The organism is Vibrio nigripulchritudo, assembly GCF_027924785.1.
GTDB lineage: Bacteria > Pseudomonadota > Gammaproteobacteria > Enterobacterales > Vibrionaceae > Vibrio > Vibrio nigripulchritudo.
In genome coordinates, this window is sequence record NZ_AP027049.1 from 817,634 (window position 1) to 834,269 (window position 16,636).

13 protein-coding genes and 16 tRNA genes are annotated in these 16,636 nt (G+C 48.8%); 1 reads left to right on the top strand and 28 read right to left on the bottom strand.

Annotated elements, in window-relative coordinates; all coding sequences use genetic code 11:
- From QMG91_RS03925 to QMG91_RS03970, 10 genes are read right to left on the bottom strand one after another with little or no spacing between them, the layout of a single operon-like run.
- A complete protein-coding gene (locus tag QMG91_RS03925) occupies window positions 1–1,191 on the bottom strand; it encodes a CaiB/BaiF CoA transferase family protein (RefSeq protein WP_281829023.1) in 1,191 nt (396 codons plus the stop codon).
- Complete coding sequence (locus QMG91_RS03930) at window positions 1,172–2,278, bottom strand: type 2 periplasmic-binding domain-containing protein (RefSeq protein WP_281870179.1); 1,107 nt, start codon at window positions 2,276–2,278, stop codon at window positions 1,172–1,174. The genes QMG91_RS03925 and QMG91_RS03930 overlap by 20 nt, the downstream gene beginning before the upstream one ends.
- Window positions 2,275–3,309 carry an ABC transporter ATP-binding protein gene (locus QMG91_RS03935; RefSeq protein WP_281829027.1) on the bottom strand — a complete coding sequence of 345 codons (1,035 nt, stop codon included), beginning with the start codon at window positions 3,307–3,309 and terminating at the stop codon, window positions 2,275–2,277. The genes QMG91_RS03930 and QMG91_RS03935 overlap by 4 nt, the downstream gene beginning before the upstream one ends.
- 10 nt (window positions 3,310–3,319) lie before the next feature.
- On the bottom strand, window positions 3,320–4,408 hold the full coding sequence (locus tag QMG91_RS03940) for a hypothetical protein (RefSeq protein WP_281829029.1): 1,089 nt from the start codon (window positions 4,406–4,408) through the stop codon (window positions 3,320–3,322).
- Window positions 4,408–5,184: an SDR family NAD(P)-dependent oxidoreductase gene (locus QMG91_RS03945; RefSeq protein ID WP_045962329.1), complete on the bottom strand. Its 777-nt coding sequence runs from the start codon at window positions 5,182–5,184 to the stop codon at window positions 4,408–4,410. The genes QMG91_RS03940 and QMG91_RS03945 overlap by 1 nt, the downstream gene beginning before the upstream one ends.
- Window positions 5,174–6,004, bottom strand: coding sequence for an enoyl-CoA hydratase/isomerase family protein (locus tag QMG91_RS03950; RefSeq protein ID WP_281829032.1), 831 nt, complete (start codon window positions 6,002–6,004; stop codon window positions 5,174–5,176). The genes QMG91_RS03945 and QMG91_RS03950 overlap by 11 nt, the downstream gene beginning before the upstream one ends.
- A gap of 4 nt (window positions 6,005–6,008) precedes the next feature.
- Window positions 6,009–6,827 carry a carbohydrate ABC transporter permease gene (locus QMG91_RS03955; protein WP_281829034.1) on the bottom strand — a complete coding sequence of 273 codons (819 nt, stop codon included), beginning with the start codon at window positions 6,825–6,827 and terminating at the stop codon, window positions 6,009–6,011.
- The gene (locus QMG91_RS03960) at window positions 6,824–7,774 is read right to left on the bottom strand and encodes a carbohydrate ABC transporter permease (RefSeq protein ID WP_281829036.1); all 951 of its coding nucleotides are present in this window, start codon (window positions 7,772–7,774) and stop codon (window positions 6,824–6,826) included. Before QMG91_RS03960 ends, QMG91_RS03955 begins: the two co-directional genes overlap by 4 nt.
- Window positions 7,750–8,985 carry an ABC transporter substrate-binding protein gene (locus QMG91_RS03965; protein WP_281829039.1) on the bottom strand — a complete coding sequence of 412 codons (1,236 nt, stop codon included), beginning with the start codon at window positions 8,983–8,985 and terminating at the stop codon, window positions 7,750–7,752. The genes QMG91_RS03960 and QMG91_RS03965 overlap by 25 nt, the downstream gene beginning before the upstream one ends.
- Window positions 8,982–10,748 (bottom strand): substrate-binding domain-containing protein, encoded by a 1,767-nt coding sequence (locus tag QMG91_RS03970; RefSeq protein ID WP_281829041.1) that lies wholly within the window; start codon window positions 10,746–10,748, stop codon window positions 8,982–8,984. Before QMG91_RS03970 ends, QMG91_RS03965 begins: the two co-directional genes overlap by 4 nt.
- Window positions 10,749–10,937: 189 nt before the next feature.
- Between QMG91_RS03970 and QMG91_RS03975 the strand changes: the two genes are divergently transcribed.
- Window positions 10,938–12,089, top strand: coding sequence for a 2-octaprenyl-3-methyl-6-methoxy-1,4-benzoquinol hydroxylase (locus QMG91_RS03975; protein WP_281829043.1), 1,152 nt, complete (start codon window positions 10,938–10,940; stop codon window positions 12,087–12,089).
- Here QMG91_RS03975 and QMG91_RS03980 read toward each other — a convergent pair.
- From QMG91_RS03980 to ychF, 18 genes are all read right to left on the bottom strand, one after another.
- Window positions 12,086–13,132 (bottom strand): lactonase family protein, encoded by a 1,047-nt coding sequence (locus tag QMG91_RS03980; protein ID WP_281829045.1) that lies wholly within the window; start codon window positions 13,130–13,132, stop codon window positions 12,086–12,088. The genes QMG91_RS03975 and QMG91_RS03980 overlap by 4 nt on opposite strands.
- Before the next feature lie 176 nt (window positions 13,133–13,308).
- Window positions 13,309–13,393 (bottom strand) — tRNA-Leu (locus QMG91_RS03985).
- A 53-nt stretch (window positions 13,394–13,446) separates the two neighbouring features.
- Window positions 13,447–13,523, bottom strand: a tRNA-Met gene (locus tag QMG91_RS03990).
- Between the two features lie 13 nt (window positions 13,524–13,536).
- Window positions 13,537–13,621, bottom strand: a tRNA-Leu gene (locus tag QMG91_RS03995).
- A gap of 56 nt (window positions 13,622–13,677) precedes the next feature.
- Window positions 13,678–13,752 (bottom strand) — tRNA-Gln (locus tag QMG91_RS04000).
- A gap of 14 nt (window positions 13,753–13,766) precedes the next feature.
- Window positions 13,767–13,853 (bottom strand) — tRNA-Leu (locus tag QMG91_RS04005).
- Window positions 13,854–13,917: 64 nt separating this feature from the next.
- Window positions 13,918–13,992: transfer RNA gene (locus QMG91_RS04010), tRNA-Gln, on the bottom strand.
- Between the two features lie 29 nt (window positions 13,993–14,021).
- Window positions 14,022–14,106, bottom strand: a tRNA-Leu gene (locus QMG91_RS04015).
- 51 nt (window positions 14,107–14,157) lie between these two features.
- Window positions 14,158–14,232 (bottom strand) — tRNA-Gln (locus tag QMG91_RS04020).
- Between the two features lie 29 nt (window positions 14,233–14,261).
- Window positions 14,262–14,346: transfer RNA gene (locus QMG91_RS04025), tRNA-Leu, on the bottom strand.
- 54 nt (window positions 14,347–14,400) lie between these two features.
- Window positions 14,401–14,475 (bottom strand) — tRNA-Gln (locus QMG91_RS04030).
- Window positions 14,476–14,530: 55 nt separating this feature from the next.
- Window positions 14,531–14,615 (bottom strand) — tRNA-Leu (locus tag QMG91_RS04035).
- Window positions 14,616–14,645: 30 nt separating this feature from the next.
- Window positions 14,646–14,730, bottom strand: a tRNA-Leu gene (locus QMG91_RS04040).
- Between the two features lie 56 nt (window positions 14,731–14,786).
- Window positions 14,787–14,863: transfer RNA gene (locus tag QMG91_RS04045), tRNA-Met, on the bottom strand.
- An 82-nt stretch (window positions 14,864–14,945) separates the two neighbouring features.
- Window positions 14,946–15,020: transfer RNA gene (locus tag QMG91_RS04050), tRNA-Gln, on the bottom strand.
- A 29-nt stretch (window positions 15,021–15,049) separates the two neighbouring features.
- Window positions 15,050–15,134, bottom strand: a tRNA-Leu gene (locus tag QMG91_RS04055).
- 38 nt (window positions 15,135–15,172) lie between these two features.
- A tRNA-Met gene (locus QMG91_RS04060) sits at window positions 15,173–15,249 on the bottom strand.
- A gap of 294 nt (window positions 15,250–15,543) precedes the next feature.
- Entirely contained in the window at window positions 15,544–16,635 is a 1,092-nt protein-coding gene (ychF, locus tag QMG91_RS04065) for a redox-regulated ATPase YchF (RefSeq protein ID WP_004401503.1), read from the bottom strand.
- Window position 16,636 lies beyond the last annotated feature (1 nt).

Here is a 16,636-nt window from a genome sequence, read left to right on the forward strand (position 1 = left end):
TTAAGCAATGGAGCCAGAAGCCAACGCATCTGTAATTTCTTGATCTGTAAAGCCAAATTCAGCCAATACCTCTTTGGTGTGTTCACCAACAGTGGGAGCGGAACGCTGAATGGTGGGTTGGGTTTCCGACATGGATACGGCTGGACCTACGCATTTAACTGAGCCGGCAACCGAATGTTGGTATTCCTGAATCAATCCGAGATGTTTTACTTGTGGATCGTCTGCTGCCTCGAGATGAGATTTGACTTCGCCGCACCAGATATCTTCCGCCAGCATCATCGACATTAAGGTTTGAGTATCAAAAGCCTGAGTCCGTTTGGCGATCTCGTTCCAAATGGTGTCGCGTTGATAAAACAAAATTGCCGGATCATCGTATTTCAGCAAGCTATCATCACCAAGTACTTTGACCAACGTTTTGAATGGGCTCATGGCAATGGTGACCCAGCCATCGGAGGTGGGGTAAGTACCAAAAGGGGCATCCATCCCAGGATGACCAATACCAGAATTGGGTCGCTGAAAATCCTGATTGAAATTCATGGCCATCAGCATTTCCTGTCCCTGATGTGCCAGCATACCTGCCAGAAGGTTGACGACAATTTTCTGCCCCTTACCTGAACGCTCGCGCCAGTAAAGTGCCGACAAAACCGAATAGACGATGTTCATCGCCCCAACTTGGTCGGAAAAACCAGAACCTGCCGGAGTAGGGGGCTGGCTGGCTTGTCCTGTTGCAGCCATCAGTCCGGTGAGACCCTGAACCAGCATATCCTGACCCGGACGTTCAACATAAGGTCCGGAATCCCCATAACCTGTTCCTGAGCAGTAGATGAGTTTAGGGTTGATGGCTTTGAGGTCGTCATATCCATAACCTAGCCTGTCCATAACGCCGGGGCGAAAGTTCTCCACCACAATGTCTGCCTGTTCCACCAGTCGATACAAAATGGCTTTGGACTCTTCCGACTTTAAGTTCACCGCGATGGAGCGCTTGTTACGGTTCCATGCCAGAAAGTTAGGGCTTTCCTTGCCTCCTACCCACTGGTTGTTGAACGTCATTGAGCGAAAGAGATCACCGCTGACGGGTCTTTCGACTTTAATGACGTTTGCACCCATATCACCCAGCATCTGAGTGGCAAAGGGACCTTGCAGTAACTGGGAAAAATCCAGAATCGTGACATCACTCAGTGCCTGTTCCATGGTTGGGTTCCTTAGTTTTTGAATAGAGTTGATTGATTTTTTTGATGGTGTATCTGGAAGGCTCACCATTAAACAGTGAGTGTCGAATCAAATGCGCCGCTTCATCCTGAAAATGGGTGTATCCCGGATGTCGAGGGCGCAAATGTGCTCCGTTGACGGTAGAAAATGCGTTCTGATAGAAGTGGTTTGAATTCTGATTCACATTCACTTCAGACCATGCAGACTGAAAGCTGGGCTGACCACCATTATTCGGAATAAAAGCACTCTGCACATCTGGGCTCAGCAGCATTTTAAGGTAAATCAGCAAGTCGTTATTGACGGTGCAACGCTTTGTGATGGCAATACCCGTTCCACCTAAAATCGATTTGCCGCCGAGTGGCGATGTGACACAAAGATTTGATGACTCAGTGCTGTAGTTGACGTAGCCGTACACAAAAGGGCATAGATCCAAAGAATCACTACACGAGAGCGTATCGAGCAGCTCTATCGGGTTGAGAACCCGGCTAGGTTCGATGCTGTTTTTGAATACGGACTTGAGCAGGCCAAGGGCCTCAACCCCTTCATCTTCCGGAATAAAAAGCGCATCACTCTTTAAGCTTGGATCTAAGCTTAACGTCATCGCTAAGAGTTGAAGTGTCGGGTGGGGACCAGCAAGGCAAAGCTGATACTTAAGATTCCCTTTGATCAAGTCTTGCCAGCCACCCAAACTGAGCGCAGCCTCTTCTGCCTGTTTCTGATATGCCATGATTTGTGAGGACGCATCCAGTGGCAGCGCCCAGCAGTGGCTGTCGTACCAGTAACTTTGAGCCGACTGACCAATACACAAGGCTTTGAGCTCCTCCAGCCACATTGGAGAAAACAGCATATCCAGAGGTTGCAGACATTGTGATTCAACAGCCTGACCAAGGTGAGGGTGGTCTATGACCAGCAAGTCATACTGATCGGCTAATTCCTCTAATGGGGTTTCTTCAAACCCAGAGAGAGGCTGAATATCCCACTGAACAACAGGGCAGCCTTGCCAGTCGAGGCTGGCTTGAAGTGCCTGATAGCCTCGCGGATGATCCCAGGTTAATCCTTTGAAGCTCATTGCAGCCTCTCAGACTGAGGTTCAATCCGTTCACCATCTGCATCAAACCAATGGGTATGTTCCTGAGAAAAGTGCAAGCCAATGGTGTCACCCGTTTTGGCGTGCATGTCTCTGGTGGTTTTCACCAGTAAGGTTTGGTTATCGGTTTTTAAGGTGTACAGATAGCTGTCGCCAAGCAACTCCACCAAAGAAACACTGGCATTCAACATGGCATTTTCCGTTGGCACCAACTGAATATTTTCAGGGCGGACACCCAGCGTCGCTGCACCTTGCGGAGCGTGCAGATGCATGGTCTCATCAAGATGGATTAAGTTCATCGGAGGGTTGCCCAAAAAGGTCGCAACAAAGGTGTTCTTAGGTTTGTCGTAAATGGCTTCTGGTGTGCCAACCTGCTGAATTCGCCCTTGATTGATGACCACAATGCGATCGGCAAGGGTCATGGCTTCCACCTGATCATGGGTGACATAAATGGTGGTGACCGCCAGTTCTTCCTGCAGCTTTTTAAGCTCTGCGCGCATACTGGAGCGCAATTTTGCATCCAGATTAGAAAGGGGCTCGTCGAGCAGGAACAGTTTGGGTTGACGAACAATCGCCCGGGCAAGGGCCACGCGCTGCCTTTGTCCGCCAGAAAGCTGAGCGGGCTTACGTTCTAAAAGATGTTCCAGTTCCACTCTTTCGGCGACTTGTTGAATCAATACCTGACGTTTGGATTTCTCCAAGCCCTGAACTTTGAGAGGAAAGTCGATGTTGTTGCGAACGGTTTTGTGTGGATAAAGGGCGTAACTTTGAAACACCATGGCTAAGTCCCGCTCATTGGGGGGCAGATCGTTGACGCGCTTCCCATCAATAATAATGTCGCCCTCTGATGGCGTTTCCAGCCCGGCGATCATTCGCATGGTGGTGCTTTTCCCGCAACCTGACGGACCGAGCAGCACCAAGAACTCCCTGTCTTCAATGCTGAGATTTAACTGATCGACGCTTACAACGGAAGACCAGGATTTCGATAAGTGTTTCAATTCGACAGAAGCCATAGTTCATCCTTCATATATCGCTGGTGTCGGAAAAAGTCAGAAGCGATGAATGAAACATCACTTCTCTTTGCGTGCCTGTATCGCCAGTAATGACCACTCGGTCATCGGTTACTTCTACAGTCTGAACGCGGTGCCAGTCGGTATTGGCTTTGAGCACGCCAAATGCATATCCAACGCGAGTCTTGGTGCCCGGTAAAAGTGGCAGAGCGGTTGAATAGCCTTGTTGGTTGATGGGGTTCGAAGACACTGAGGCTTTATGCCCTAAGTGGGAATAAGCATTGCCTTCCTCAATCCCCAATACGTGGGTATGGGTACTGCTAAACGGTGGGTAGTCACGCCCGCCATGGCTTTGCCATAAAGTCGTTTGTGGCAATGAAGCACTGGGTTTTATTGCCAGATACAGCCAGCCTTCATCCCTACAAAGTGCCGCAGACCAGCTCCAGTTCTGATGTCTGGAAGTCATCAAATGGAGAATGTCTTCATGGCTTTGGTTCCACGGGTAGACGCTTAAATCGGCAAATTGCCCCTCTGCAAGTTCTACACGTTCTAGCTGTTTAAAGGTTTGCGGGTATTTAAGCAGCGAGCGCCCTAGCGTCGGGTCTGGCTCTAAGGTTTCATCAATGGTGAAACCCAAAGTAAAGGGAGAAAAGGAGAGTGTGACAGGCGAAGCGCATTTGAGCATCGCGTGGTAGCTGACAGGAATAGCTCCTTTGCCCCCTTCAAATTCATGCAGGTGATACACAAATGGTGAGTCTTCCTGCAGCACAATGCGTTTGGTCAGGGTGGCACCGTAAATGGTTTGCTCTAGCTTTGCGCTTAAGTAAGTGTCGTTGTGCGACTTGACGCGCCAGTCTCCATTGCTGCTCCAGCCATGAGGTGGAGCCGACTCAAAGTCACTTTCTCCAAACGGCGCACAGAAAAAATCACCAGAGAGCTGCTGCAAAATAACAGGATGTTCACTCGTTAATTTGCCCATCCAAGGTGCTCGGTGCATGGGGGAGAATTTTTCGCCATCATCGGAGAAAGTCAGGTGATCGAGATGCCCACCTTCTTCTTTGAAAGTCAGCTCAACATGATCATTTTTCAGTACTTTAGCCATCAGTCCCCCTTAACCAGCAATCCACCATCCGCGATGATGATCTGCCCTGTGATGAAACTCGATTGTTTGGTCGCCAGAAAACTCACCGCCTGTGCTACTTCTTCCGGCTGACCGAACCGCCCGATGGGGTGAATATCATTCCAGCGTTGACGCAACGCATCGGCGTCGTCCACCTCTTCAAAAATCTTTTCATTCATTGGCGTCATGATGGTGCCGGGGGCGACCGCATTAATACGAATGTTATTAGGTGCAAAATCAATGGCTGCCTGTCGAGTGAGCGCATTGATTCCGCCTTTGGCTGCTGCATACGCACTCCAGCCGTGAAAACCAGCAAACGACTGAGCCGAGCTGATGTTTACGACATTGCCTCCACCGCGTTTCTTCATGTCGGGCACTGAGAGTCGAATACCACGCCAGACACCAGAAAGGTTGGTGTTCAGTACCCGGTTCCACGTTTCTTCTGGAATATCCACCGCGTCCCCGGACAAGGCGACCGCGGCGTTGTTGACCATGATGCTGACCAGCCAGCCCTGAGCGTGAATCCAGTCAAACAAAGACTCCATCGAGTCAGAACTGGATACATCAGTCTCGACAAAATACGCATCCAGCCTTTTGCTTTGAAGTTCCCTGGCTGATGCTTTCCCTTTTTCTGAATTGATGTCCGCCAGAATAACGGTTGCCCCTTGCTCTGCCAGGTTCTGGGCACAGGCAAATCCGATGCCTTCCGCGCCACCTGTTACCACCGCCACCTCACCTTTGAGCGTGTTATTGTCCATTTTTCCCTCCTGAGGAGTCAGTTATCTCAGAGCTCACATCAAACGCTGGCGTACGTTTATCCAGAAACGCCGCAACCCCTTCCTGCCCATCCTCAGAGCAATAAAGTTGAAGTAACGATGCCTGCTCCCAACTGAGCCCAGACTCCAAAGGGGTATCGAAACCATTGCGCACTAGCTTCTTCATTGTGGCTTGAGAGACAGGCGACACTTTTAACAGGTAACTGGCTTTTTTCAGCCCCTCTTCAAGCAAGGCATCTTGAGAGCAGATTTGAGAGGCGAGACCAAGACGCAGTGCTTCATCTGCTTTGATTCGTTTACCCGAAAGCAGGACGTCCATCGTGACGGCTTTGCCTACTGCACGTAGCAAGCGCTGCGTACCTCCACCACCAGGGCAGAGCCCCAGTAACCCTTCAGGCAATCCCATCTGAGCATTATCAGAGGCTATTAGCAGGTCGCAGGAGAGGGCGATTTCGAATCCGCCACCCATTGCGAAACCATTCACCAAGGCGATGGTGGGCTTAGGCAACTGTTCAATTTTCTCGAAGGCTTCTCTGCCTTTGAGCTGGTAGTCGTTAAACTTTTTGATCTGCAAACCTCGGTACTCATTGATATCTGCTCCGGCAACAAAGGCTTTATTGCCGCTTCCGGTAAACATCACAACCCGTGTGGCACTGTCTTGTTCGACGATATCGAGCGCTTCAAAGAGCTCTAGCTGCATGGTTTCAGAAAGTGCATTGAGTTTCTCGGGGCGATTGAAGGTAATCAAAGCCACGTGCTTAGCAGGAGAGGTGAGAGTCAGATATTGAAAGGTCTTTTCCATAGGGTCATCCTTTGACAGAGCCAGCAGTGAGACCTGCGACGAAATGCTTTTGAAGAAAGAAGAACACCACCACAACTGGTAATGAAATCATCACGGAGCTTGCCATGAGCTCCCCGTATCGAATGCCGTACTGACCAATGAAATCGTTCATTCCTACGGGCAATGTCCGCATCTCCTGAGTGGTGGTGAACGACAGGGCAAACAGAAACTCCTGCCAGGTGACGATCAGGATGTAAACGCTGGTGGCAATCACGCCGGGTCGGCATAAAGGCAGCACGATTTCTAAGAAAGTGCGCAGCGGTTTGGCTCCGTCCATTGCGGCAGCTTCATCCAGAACGGATGGGATATTTTCCATAAACCCTTTTAACATCCAGGTGGCAACCGGAAGGGTGATGGTGATGTAAGCGATAACGAGTGAAAGCCGAGTGTTCAATAATCCGGCGTCGTCCATCATTTTGTAAATGGGAATGATGATGGCACTGGATGGGAACATCTGTGACACCAGAATTAACCCCAAAAACGCCGCCATGATTCGAAGCTGAAAACGTGTGAAGGCATAGGCTGCCATTAAGGCCAGACTGGTAGAGATAAGAAGTGTGCTTAGGGAAATGATCACACTGTTTAGAAAGTACTGGCGAAATTCAGGGCGAAAAGCGTTGCTGTAGTTTTCCAGTGTCGGGCTGTCTGGCCAGAGCTTGGCGGGAATAGCAAATGCCTCTGTGGAGGGCTTAAGGGAAACCGACACCATCCAGAATATAGGAAGCAGAATGACCAGCGCCAAGGTTAACTGGCATCCGAGTAAGGCGATTCGCTTCGTATTCATCGGCTCTCCCTCCTTTGCAACCAGAAGTAGAGAGTCAGTAAGACCACGAGAATCAGAATCGACATCACACCGTAAGTGGCGGCTTCACCGAACCGGAATTGACCGAAGCCCAGTTCGAATATCTTGGTTGGGAAAATGTGGGTGGTGTCTTTGGGACCGCCACGAGTCAGCACCCAGACCATATCAAAGTAGTTAAAAGTCAGAATGGCGGTGAGAAGCAGATTAATCGCCACGACGTGTTTGACCGCAGGAATGATGATTTCAAATAAGCGGCGAATCGGACCTGCGCCATCCACCACGGAGGCTTCTATCTGTTCCTTATCGACGCTTTGCAATGCCGCAAGGTAAACGACGGTCGAGAAAGGGAACCCTTTCCATACTGCGGCAATCACTACGGCAAACATCGCAGTTTCAGGTGTGGCCAGCCAGGCTACGGCTTCGTCGATTAAGCTAGTTGAAAGGAACATCGAGTTAATCAGACCCAGTTGAGGGTCGTACATAAAGCGCCACAGGATGGCCGCGACAATTCCCGGTAATACCCAGGGTAAAAGCACCAGCGAGCGCATCAGCCCCTGCCCGGGTAGCTTTTCGTTCAGCAACAAGGCTGCAAGGAAACCAAACAGGTTTTGCAACAGGATGACCCCAAACGTCCATGCCAGAGAGTTCTGAATGATTTGCCAGAACTGATCTTGTGAAAGGAGCTTGGTATAAAGCTCAAAACCAACAAACTCAGGTTCGGGGTTTATGAAAGAGGTGGTGTACAAGCTCTCGATAAACGTGCCAAACATGGGGTAGTACATCAGTATTCCGATCAGTGCGACCGCTGGTGCAATCATAGCGACCGGGAATACAAACTTCCGTTGGTACTTCATTACAACATCCGTGTCATCAGGCTGGCGACGAGGCGTCGCCAGCGTTTTCGTTACAACTGATTGATCTTGATGCATGCGGCATCCGCGGCTTTTTGAGCGGGCGTTCCATCAAACAAGTCCTGAATCATTGCCATTTGAATGTCCGCTACTTCCAGGTAGCGCGCAGAAAGCGGGCGAGGAGACGCGTTATTCAGATGTTCAATGATGTCGTTTGGCTTGCTGCGATTCTCACCGACAAAAGCTTGTGCAGCCTGAACGTTAGCAGGAAGCAGATCGACCACTTTGCCGTTGATGTCTTGCCTTGTCAGGAACTGAGCGAACTTCCATGCCGCTTCCTGATGCTTAGAACCACGGTAGACCACGAGATTCCAACCGCCATAGGTGCCCACGGCTTTCTTGCCTTTCGGGGCATGACCATTAAAGAAGTCCCAGTCAATATTGGATTTTTGCAGAGTGGGTTGCTCTAGCGCAGGCCAGAACTCAATGGCAAGCGAACCGTTCAGGAAAAGCTCTCGCATGTCTCCGCTTGAGGCATTCAAAATTCCTTTTGGTGCGTATTGCGCAAGATCTTGCAAATACGCCAGTGCTTCAACAGCGGGTTGTTCGTTTAGCTTGCACTGCCCTGATTTGCCGAGAACCTGACCACCATTAGAGAAGATAAAGGAGTTTACGACGACGACCGTGTCTTCGCCTTTGTGACCAAATAAGCCAACACCATATTGTCCTTTGGATTTATCGGTCAGGGCTTTGGCGGCGTTTTTCAGACCGTCCCAGGTCACGATGGATTCCGGCGCAATACCTGCTGACTTGAATAGCGCGTTATTGACGTAGCTGAACTGCCACACATCCACATTAAATGGGACGCCCCAAGTTTTATCTTTGTAGCGAACGGATGACCATGCTCCGGGAAAGAACTGATCTGCGTTCATTGAGGCGGACTGCATCTTATTGTCGAGTGGGATAATGGCGCCAGCTTCGGCAAATGCTGCCAACCAGATCTGGTCGACTGTGGAAATGTCTGGTGCATTACCGCTTCGGACTGCCGTGAGGAGTCTTTGCTGGTATTCAGGGTAAGGCACTGTAGTGACTTCTACTTTGATACCCGGGTTTTCCTTTTCAAACAACGCCACAGAGGCTTTCTGGTATTCGCTCAGACCGGATTCGGTTTGCTGGTTATCCCAGAAGCGAATGGTAATATCTTCTGCCATAGCTGCGGGAGCAGACACCATCAGCCCAAAGCTGACAGCGGCACACAAGGTGTGCAGATGAGTGGTGAGACGCTTCATAAACTATCTCCTTGTTTTTTATGTTGCATCACTGCATGTGTCTTGTCGTCGGACTTAAGGTAGTCCTCGGCAAGGTGAACGCGTACACCATTCGCCGCCAGTTCTAATCGCTGAGCAGGAATAGTGCCTAAATCCGTCATCACGTCGGTAATGGTGTCTAATGGAGCAATCAGATAATTTTCTTCCGCTCCCATTTGGCTGGCTTCACCCAGAACAATGGTCTGGTGAGCTCGAAGCATGGCAGATTTCGCCACTTGAGAGCTGGCTTCATCGTTCATGCTGATACCAAATTTGGCAGAAATGCCATCAACCGACAGGAAGACTTTGTCGACACGCATCTGCTCAAGTACTGCGATGCATGCGGAACCGACAAGTGCGCTATGGTCGGTCTGAGTTTCTCCGCCAGTCAAGATGACGCGAAAATCATTGGCGTTGTTTTTTAGAAGTTGGAAAACAGCAAGAGAATTCGTCACAACTGTGTGATTTCCGCCTGCTTCTCGCAAAGCATTCGCAAGAGGAAGCGCAAAAGCACCGTGGTTGATAAAAACTTTGCTTTCACGAGTGAGGACTTGAATAGCCATCTGCGCAATGCGTTCGCGAGCGTGCTGAACTTCTTTGTGAAACTGAATTTCTGGCGGTTGGATCTCACAATGCAGCTCTAGCTGCTCACACTCCGCTTCAAGACTCTTGGCTAATTTCCGATACCAGCTGTGGTCAATGTAGTGTGGGACGAACATGACCCTAGCTTTCTTTCCTGCTCCTGAGTGTGGCGTGAATTCCTTTCCTGCCATTTCATGAAGCGTTTTTTTCAATACCCAGTGATCATTCTGCCGGGTAAAGCGAGTATGCACGTCTTTCCCGGTCAGAATATCAAAGGGGGTTAGCACAGGCTGAGAGGGTTGCCCGGCAACCAGTTTTGCTGTGGTATGAGCTGCCATATAGCCAACCAATTCAGGATACAGGGCAACGCAGGCGTGGAGGCGATTTCCATAGGTCAGCTCATCAAGTAAATCGTCGCCTTCCAGTCCTACGGAATAGGCGTAGATGTCACTATGACCTTTTGTCGCTTCCAGCCCTGCCAGTATCGAATGATCATTTACACCAAACAGCACATTGATTTCAGGGTGAGTTGCAATGGCATCCTGAACCTGTCGCAACGCTGTGCGGTAGTGACCAAACCCATCGACTGACAGAGTGGTTGCCTCACCCAAATACTGCTGGTGGAATCCACGTAGGAAACCTTTGGTTCTCTGCTGGGTGTTCGATAATTGAGTATGATTAATCAGCAACAGGTTGGCTTCATGTACCCCAGCATCATTAAGCTCTCTTGCCGCAAAAGTACCAAGCTGATAACCCACTTCCAGATTGTCAGGTCCAATGTAGGTGCATTGAGAGTCGGGCGCAGACTCCGACAGGATTGGAAGCCCTTCTGCCAAAGCGCGCTGTTTAATGAGTTCCCCCCAGGGTTCGTGAATAGGGGGAAGAATCAAGGCATCGACTTCACGAAGCCCGACTTCGTTTTGCTCTGCTTTGGGGAGGGTTGGCGTTTTTACAGCATGAACGGCGCCATGTGAACGTTCTAGCTTTCCTCGTTTCGCCAGTCTGGCGACATCTCGACGGATAGTGACGTTCGCAACTTGAGGAAATTCCTGCACGAGCTGAGAAATCGTCACATTTCGACGGTTTTCCAGTACGTGTAAAATTGCCTGTTCGCGAAGTCGCTGATTCATGATTGGTGTATTGGTTGGTGAAACAATGACCACTATTATCTATGGCAAGCGCTTTAAATGATCAATTTATTCACCTTTAAATTACAAAATTATCACAAATGATCATTTGTGCTCAGTATTGATCGGAAAGAGTGACGTGATTCCTGAACTGGTCGTGGACGGTTTACTGGTTACGGAAGTAAAATAGTGAAATTGAAGCAATTAGCGCTATCTGGATTAACTATGAAACAGTTCGACATCGCGGTTATTGGTGGTGGCATGGTGGGTGCTGCCGTTGCGGTTGGATTTGCCAGGCAAGGTAAACGAGTCGCCGTTGTGGAATATCAGCAACCTAAAGAGTTTGATGCAAACCAGCCAATGGACTTGCGAGTGTCTGCGATCTCTCAGGCATCGGTGAATTTTCTTGAAGGTCTTGGTGCCTGGAAGTTCATCGAATCCATGCGTGCTTGCCCATACAAGCGGCTCGAAACCTGGGATATGCCAGATTGCCGAACCCGTTTTCATTCAGATAGCTTAAACATGGATCAGCTGGGCTTCATCGTCGAAAACAGACTGGTGCAGCTAGGTATTTGGAAGGTGATGGCAGGCATGGAGAACATCACACTGATGTGTCCAGAAGGGTTGGAGTCGGTTGAAGACCACTCTGACCATCGTATTGTCAAACTGTCCAGTGGTGAATCGATTCAGGCGAACTGGGTGGTCGGTGCCGATGGGGCAAACTCTAAAGTCAGAGATCTTGCTAAAATCGGTGTAACAGCGTGGGATTACCGCCAGCACTGCATGCTGGTCAATGTTAAAACCGCTAAACCTCAGCAGGATATTACCTGGCAGCAGTTCACTTCATCCGGTCCACGTTCATTTTTGCCTTTAACCGGGCATCAGGGTTCTGTCGTATGGTACGACTCTCCTGAAAAAATTCGCGCTTTGTTGGCTATGAACCACCAGCAACTCGCCGAAGCGATTATGACGTCGTTTCCTGCAGAGCTGGGTAAGATAGAAGTCGAGCAGGCAGGAGCGTTTCCTTTGACCCGTCGTCATGCGCAGTCTTATTTCCAGAAAGGATGCGTATTGGTGGGTGACGCAGCTCATACCATTAACCCACTGGCGGGGCAGGGGGTGAATTTAGGATTTAAGGACGTAAAGGCCCTTCTCGACTTTACAGCGGATCTCGGAATGACAGAGCAAGCGTTATCGGGCTACCAGTCAGAAAGAAAGCGCGACAATCTGCTGATGCAAACTGGGATGGACGTGTTTTACAAAGTGTTCAAAGAGACGTTTCCACCCCTTGCCTTTGCACGAAACGCAGCCCTGAAACTGGCAGAGCGCTCCGGTCCAGTTAAGCAGCAGGTGCTGCGCTATGCATTAGGTCTTTAAAATGCAATACAGACGGGGTTGCCAGTCGAGATACTATACCCCGTCGCCTCTAGCTCACCAGATTCCGCATTTCGACGATAAGAAAGCACATTGTTGGTGTCCTGATTGGCTGAAATGAGCCACTTTCCGTCTGCCGTAATATTGAAATCTCTCGGATTTAAACCACCAGAAGAGATGGTTTGTACTGCTGTTAAACTTCCATCGGATTCCACTTTTAAGCAAACAATCACGGATTGCTGCCTTCCGGAAACATAAACAAATTTCTCGTCAGGTGATAAACGGATTGCGGCGGCGGCTCCGCCTTCGTCATGAGGGGGAAAAGGGGTGATTTTAGAAACCAAGGCCCACTGCTCAGATTCTTCTTTTTTCAGTACCAGCACTTCCTCAGACAACTCACAAAGTACATAAGCGGTTTTCTCATCTTTCGTAAGAATAAGGTGCCTTGGTCCACTACCCGGAGGAGTTGAAACATGCTGTGCGTTTGACTCGTCGATACCTGAAGGTGTCAGCGGATAAAAGCTCACACGGTCAATACCCAGATCAACGGTTACAAGCTCCGCCGTATGGTTAAGAAAACAGGCAAAGTGGGCGTGTGGACCTTCCTGCCTGTCAGCATTAGAACCCGTGCCGTGGTGTTGGATGGTATGAATCAGCTCTATCTTCCCTTCGCTATGAGAAAACAGAGAAAAGTTTCCGCTGCCATAGTTAGATGCAATGACGCGAGAACCATCGCTATTCATTGCAACATGGCAAGGATAATCACCCTGAATGGCTAAATGGTCGGTTAGTGTTAAATGCTCATCAATTCTTTCAAAAACCGTAATACCTGCGCCTTCACCAGAAGCAAATTCGTTGATGGAGAAAAGACGTTCATCAGCCAAAGTTAAATAGGCGGGGTTGGGGGAGTCAGAAAGCAACTCAAGGTTAAGAAGTTCACCTGTCTCGGTATTCAGCTCTACAACAGAGATGCCTTTTCCTTCTCCAGTCATTGCGCCAATAGACTGGGTGTAACTGCCAATTAAAATGGATTGAGTATTTGCCATGCTATGTTGCCTTCATAAGTTTTATGGCAACCATGATCCTAAGGGTTAATGGTGAAGCGCAATAGAAAGCTTTCTTGACGAGTAAAGAATGAGAATCAGACCAAAGAAACAGATAAATGAATGAGAAGTGATTCGTCAGAAAAGAGAAAACCCACCAAAAGGTGGGTTTCAGATAATGGTGCGGAAGGAGAGACTTGAACTCTCACACCTTGCGGCGCCAGAACCTAAATCTGGTGCGTCTACCAATTCCGCCACTTCCGCAACAAATTTTGTAGTCTTGACCAATAATTGGTGAATTAGTCAGACGTTGTAAATGGTGGCTACGACGGGATTCGAACCTGTGACCCCATCATTATGAGTGATGTGCTCTAACCAACTGAGCTACGTAGCCACTCTCTGAATAATGGTGCGGAAGGAGAGACTTGAACTCTCACACCTTGCGGCGCCAGAACCTAAATCTGGTGCGTCTACCAATTCCGCCACTTCCGCAACAAAATCTGTAGTTATCAAGATAATTGGTAAAATCTCAACAACGTTGTAATTAGTGGCAGGGCTACCTGGATTCGAACCAGGGAATGGCGGCATCAAAAGCCGCTGCCTTACCGCTTGGCGATAGCCCTACTAAATAAACTGTTGGTGCGGAGGGAGGGACTTGAACCCTCACGTCCTTTCGGACACTAGCACCTGAAGCTAGCGCGTCTACCAATTCCGCCACCACCGCAACGGATTAGTTTATATACTGTTTTGACTTGAAACTCAATGTTTTGAACTTCAATTCTTAATAATGGCTGGGCTACCTGGATTCGAACCAGGGAATGGCGGCATCAAAAGCCGCTGCCTTACCGCTTGGCGATAGCCCAACTGCGAGTGTGATATTCACTCTAAATAATGGTGCGGAAGGAGAGACTTGAACTCTCACACCTTGCGGCGCCAGAACCTAAATCTGGTGCGTCTACCAATTCCGCCACTTCCGCAACAAGTTTGTAGTCTTGATTGATAATTGGTGAGTCAATCAGACGTTGTAATGGCTGGGCTACCTGGATTCGAACCAGGGAATGGCGGCATCAAAAGCCGCTGCCTTACCGCTTGGCGATAGCCCAACTGCGAGTGTGATGTTCACTCTGAATAATGGTGCGGAAGGAGAGACTTGAACTCTCACACCTTGCGGCGCCAGAACCTAAATCTGGTGCGTCTACCAATTCCGCCACTTCCGCAACTTAATCTGTAGTCATCAAGACAATTGGTAAAGTCTCAATAACGTTGAATAATGGCTGGGCTACCTGGATTCGAACCAGGGAATGGCGGCATCAAAAGCCGCTGCCTTACCGCTTGGCGATAGCCCAACTGATTGTTTAGCGTGTCAATCTCACGCTCTTTATTTCTAAAGAGAACAATTCATGGTGCGGAAGGAGAGACTTGAACTCTCACACCTTGCGGCGCCAGAACCTAAATCTGGTGCGTCTACCAATTCCGCCACTTCCGCATGAATTTGTTTTGATAGAATAGTTTGAGATGGTGCGGAAGGAGAGACTTGAACTCTCACACCTTGCGGCGCCAGAACCTAAATCTGGTGCGTCTACCAATTCCGCCACTTCCGCGTCTCAAATTTTCTATCTTGTTATCCGCTAATTGGTAAAAGCCAATAACAATTGTATGGTGGCTACGACGGGATTCGAACCTGTGACCCCATCATTATGAGTGATGTGCTCTAACCAACTGAGCTACGTAGCCATGTTTTTCGAGCGAGACAATATAATACAATCTCAACTCCACTTCTACCGAAAATTTAAAAAGATTTCGACAGAAGAAATAATGGCTGGGCTACCTGGATTCGAACCAGGGAATGGCGGCATCAAAAGCCGCTGCCTTACCGCTTGGCGATAGCCCAACTGCGAGTGTGATGTTCACTCTAAATAATGGTGCGGAAGGAGAGACTTGAACTCTCACACCTTGCGGCGCCAGAACCTAAATCTGGTGCGTCTACCAATTCCGCCACTTCCGCATTATTTCCTAAAAGCTCTGTAAAAAGCGCTTAGGAAATGGTGGCTACGACGGGATTCGAACCTGTGACCCCATCATTATGAGTGATGTGCTCTAACCAACTGAGCTACGTAGCCATTTTCCAAATTTTTGCTCTCGTTTCTAAGTCGCCTTATCGTCGAGAACGGAGCGCATTATGCGGATATGACCGAAAACCGTCAACAGTTTTTTTTAATAAATTGCAATTTTAGAATTGTTCGGGCTTTTTTTAAGCAAAGAGACGTATTTCTGATCTAAAAGTGCCGTGATTTAAGCACAGACTGAGGTTTATAAAGGTAAGAAATCGGGATTATAGGTATCGCTAACTAAAAAAAGCCAACAAGATTGTTGGCTTTTTGAACACTTTTGCGTTGGATTATTGAAGTAAACGCTTAAACATTGAAGCGGAAGTGAACTACGTCACCATCTTTTACAATGTATTCTTTACCTTCTAAGCGCCATTTACCTGCTTCTTTTGCACCACTTTCACCGTTGTACTGGATGTAATCGTCGTATCCAACCACTTCCGCACGAATGAAGCCTTTTTCGAAGTCAGTATGAATCTTACCAGCTGCCTGAGGCGCGGTTGCACCAACAGGAATGGTCCATGCACGTACTTCTTTAACACCAGCAGTGAAGTAAGTTTGTAGAGTCAGAAGCTCGTAACCTGAACGGATCACTCGGTTCAGACCTGGTTCTTCGATACCCATGTCGGCAAGGAACTCTTCGCGATCTTCATCGTCCAGCTCTGAAAGTTCAGATTCGATAGCCGCACACACAGGCACAACCACGTTGTTTTCTTTTTCTGCAAATTCGCGAACCGCATCAAGATATGGGTTATTTTCAAAGCCGTCTTCGTTTACGTTTGCGATGTACATGGTTGGTTTTAGCGTCAGGAAGTTCAGGTAACCGATCGCAGCCAGCTCTTCTTTTGCTAATTCAACAGTACGAGCCATACCACCTTCAGTCAGAACTGGCAGCAGTTTTTCAAGAACAGTAAGTTCGAACTTCGCGTCTTTGTCGCCACCTTTCGCTTTCTTCGCGTTACGTTGAATAGCACGCTCACAAGAATCCAGGTCAGCCATTGCCAGTTCAAGGTTGATCACTTCGATGTCTTCGATTGGGGATACTTTACCTGCAACGTGAACGATGTTTTCATTCTCAAAACAACGAACTACGTGACCAATCGCATCAGTTTCACGGATGTTTGCCAGGAATTTGTTACCCAGACCTTCACCTTTGGATGCACCTGCAACCAAGCCCGCGATGTCGACAAATTCCATCGTGGTTGGAAGAATTTTCTGAGGGTTAACGATTTTTGCCAGCGCGTCTAGGCGCAGATCAGGAACAGGTACTACGCCTGTGTTTGGCTCGATTGTACAGAACGGAAAGTTTGCTGCTTCGATGCCTGCTTTAGTCAGTGCGTTAAACAGAGTCGATTTACCAACGTTTGGCAAACCAACGATGCCACATTTAAAACCCATG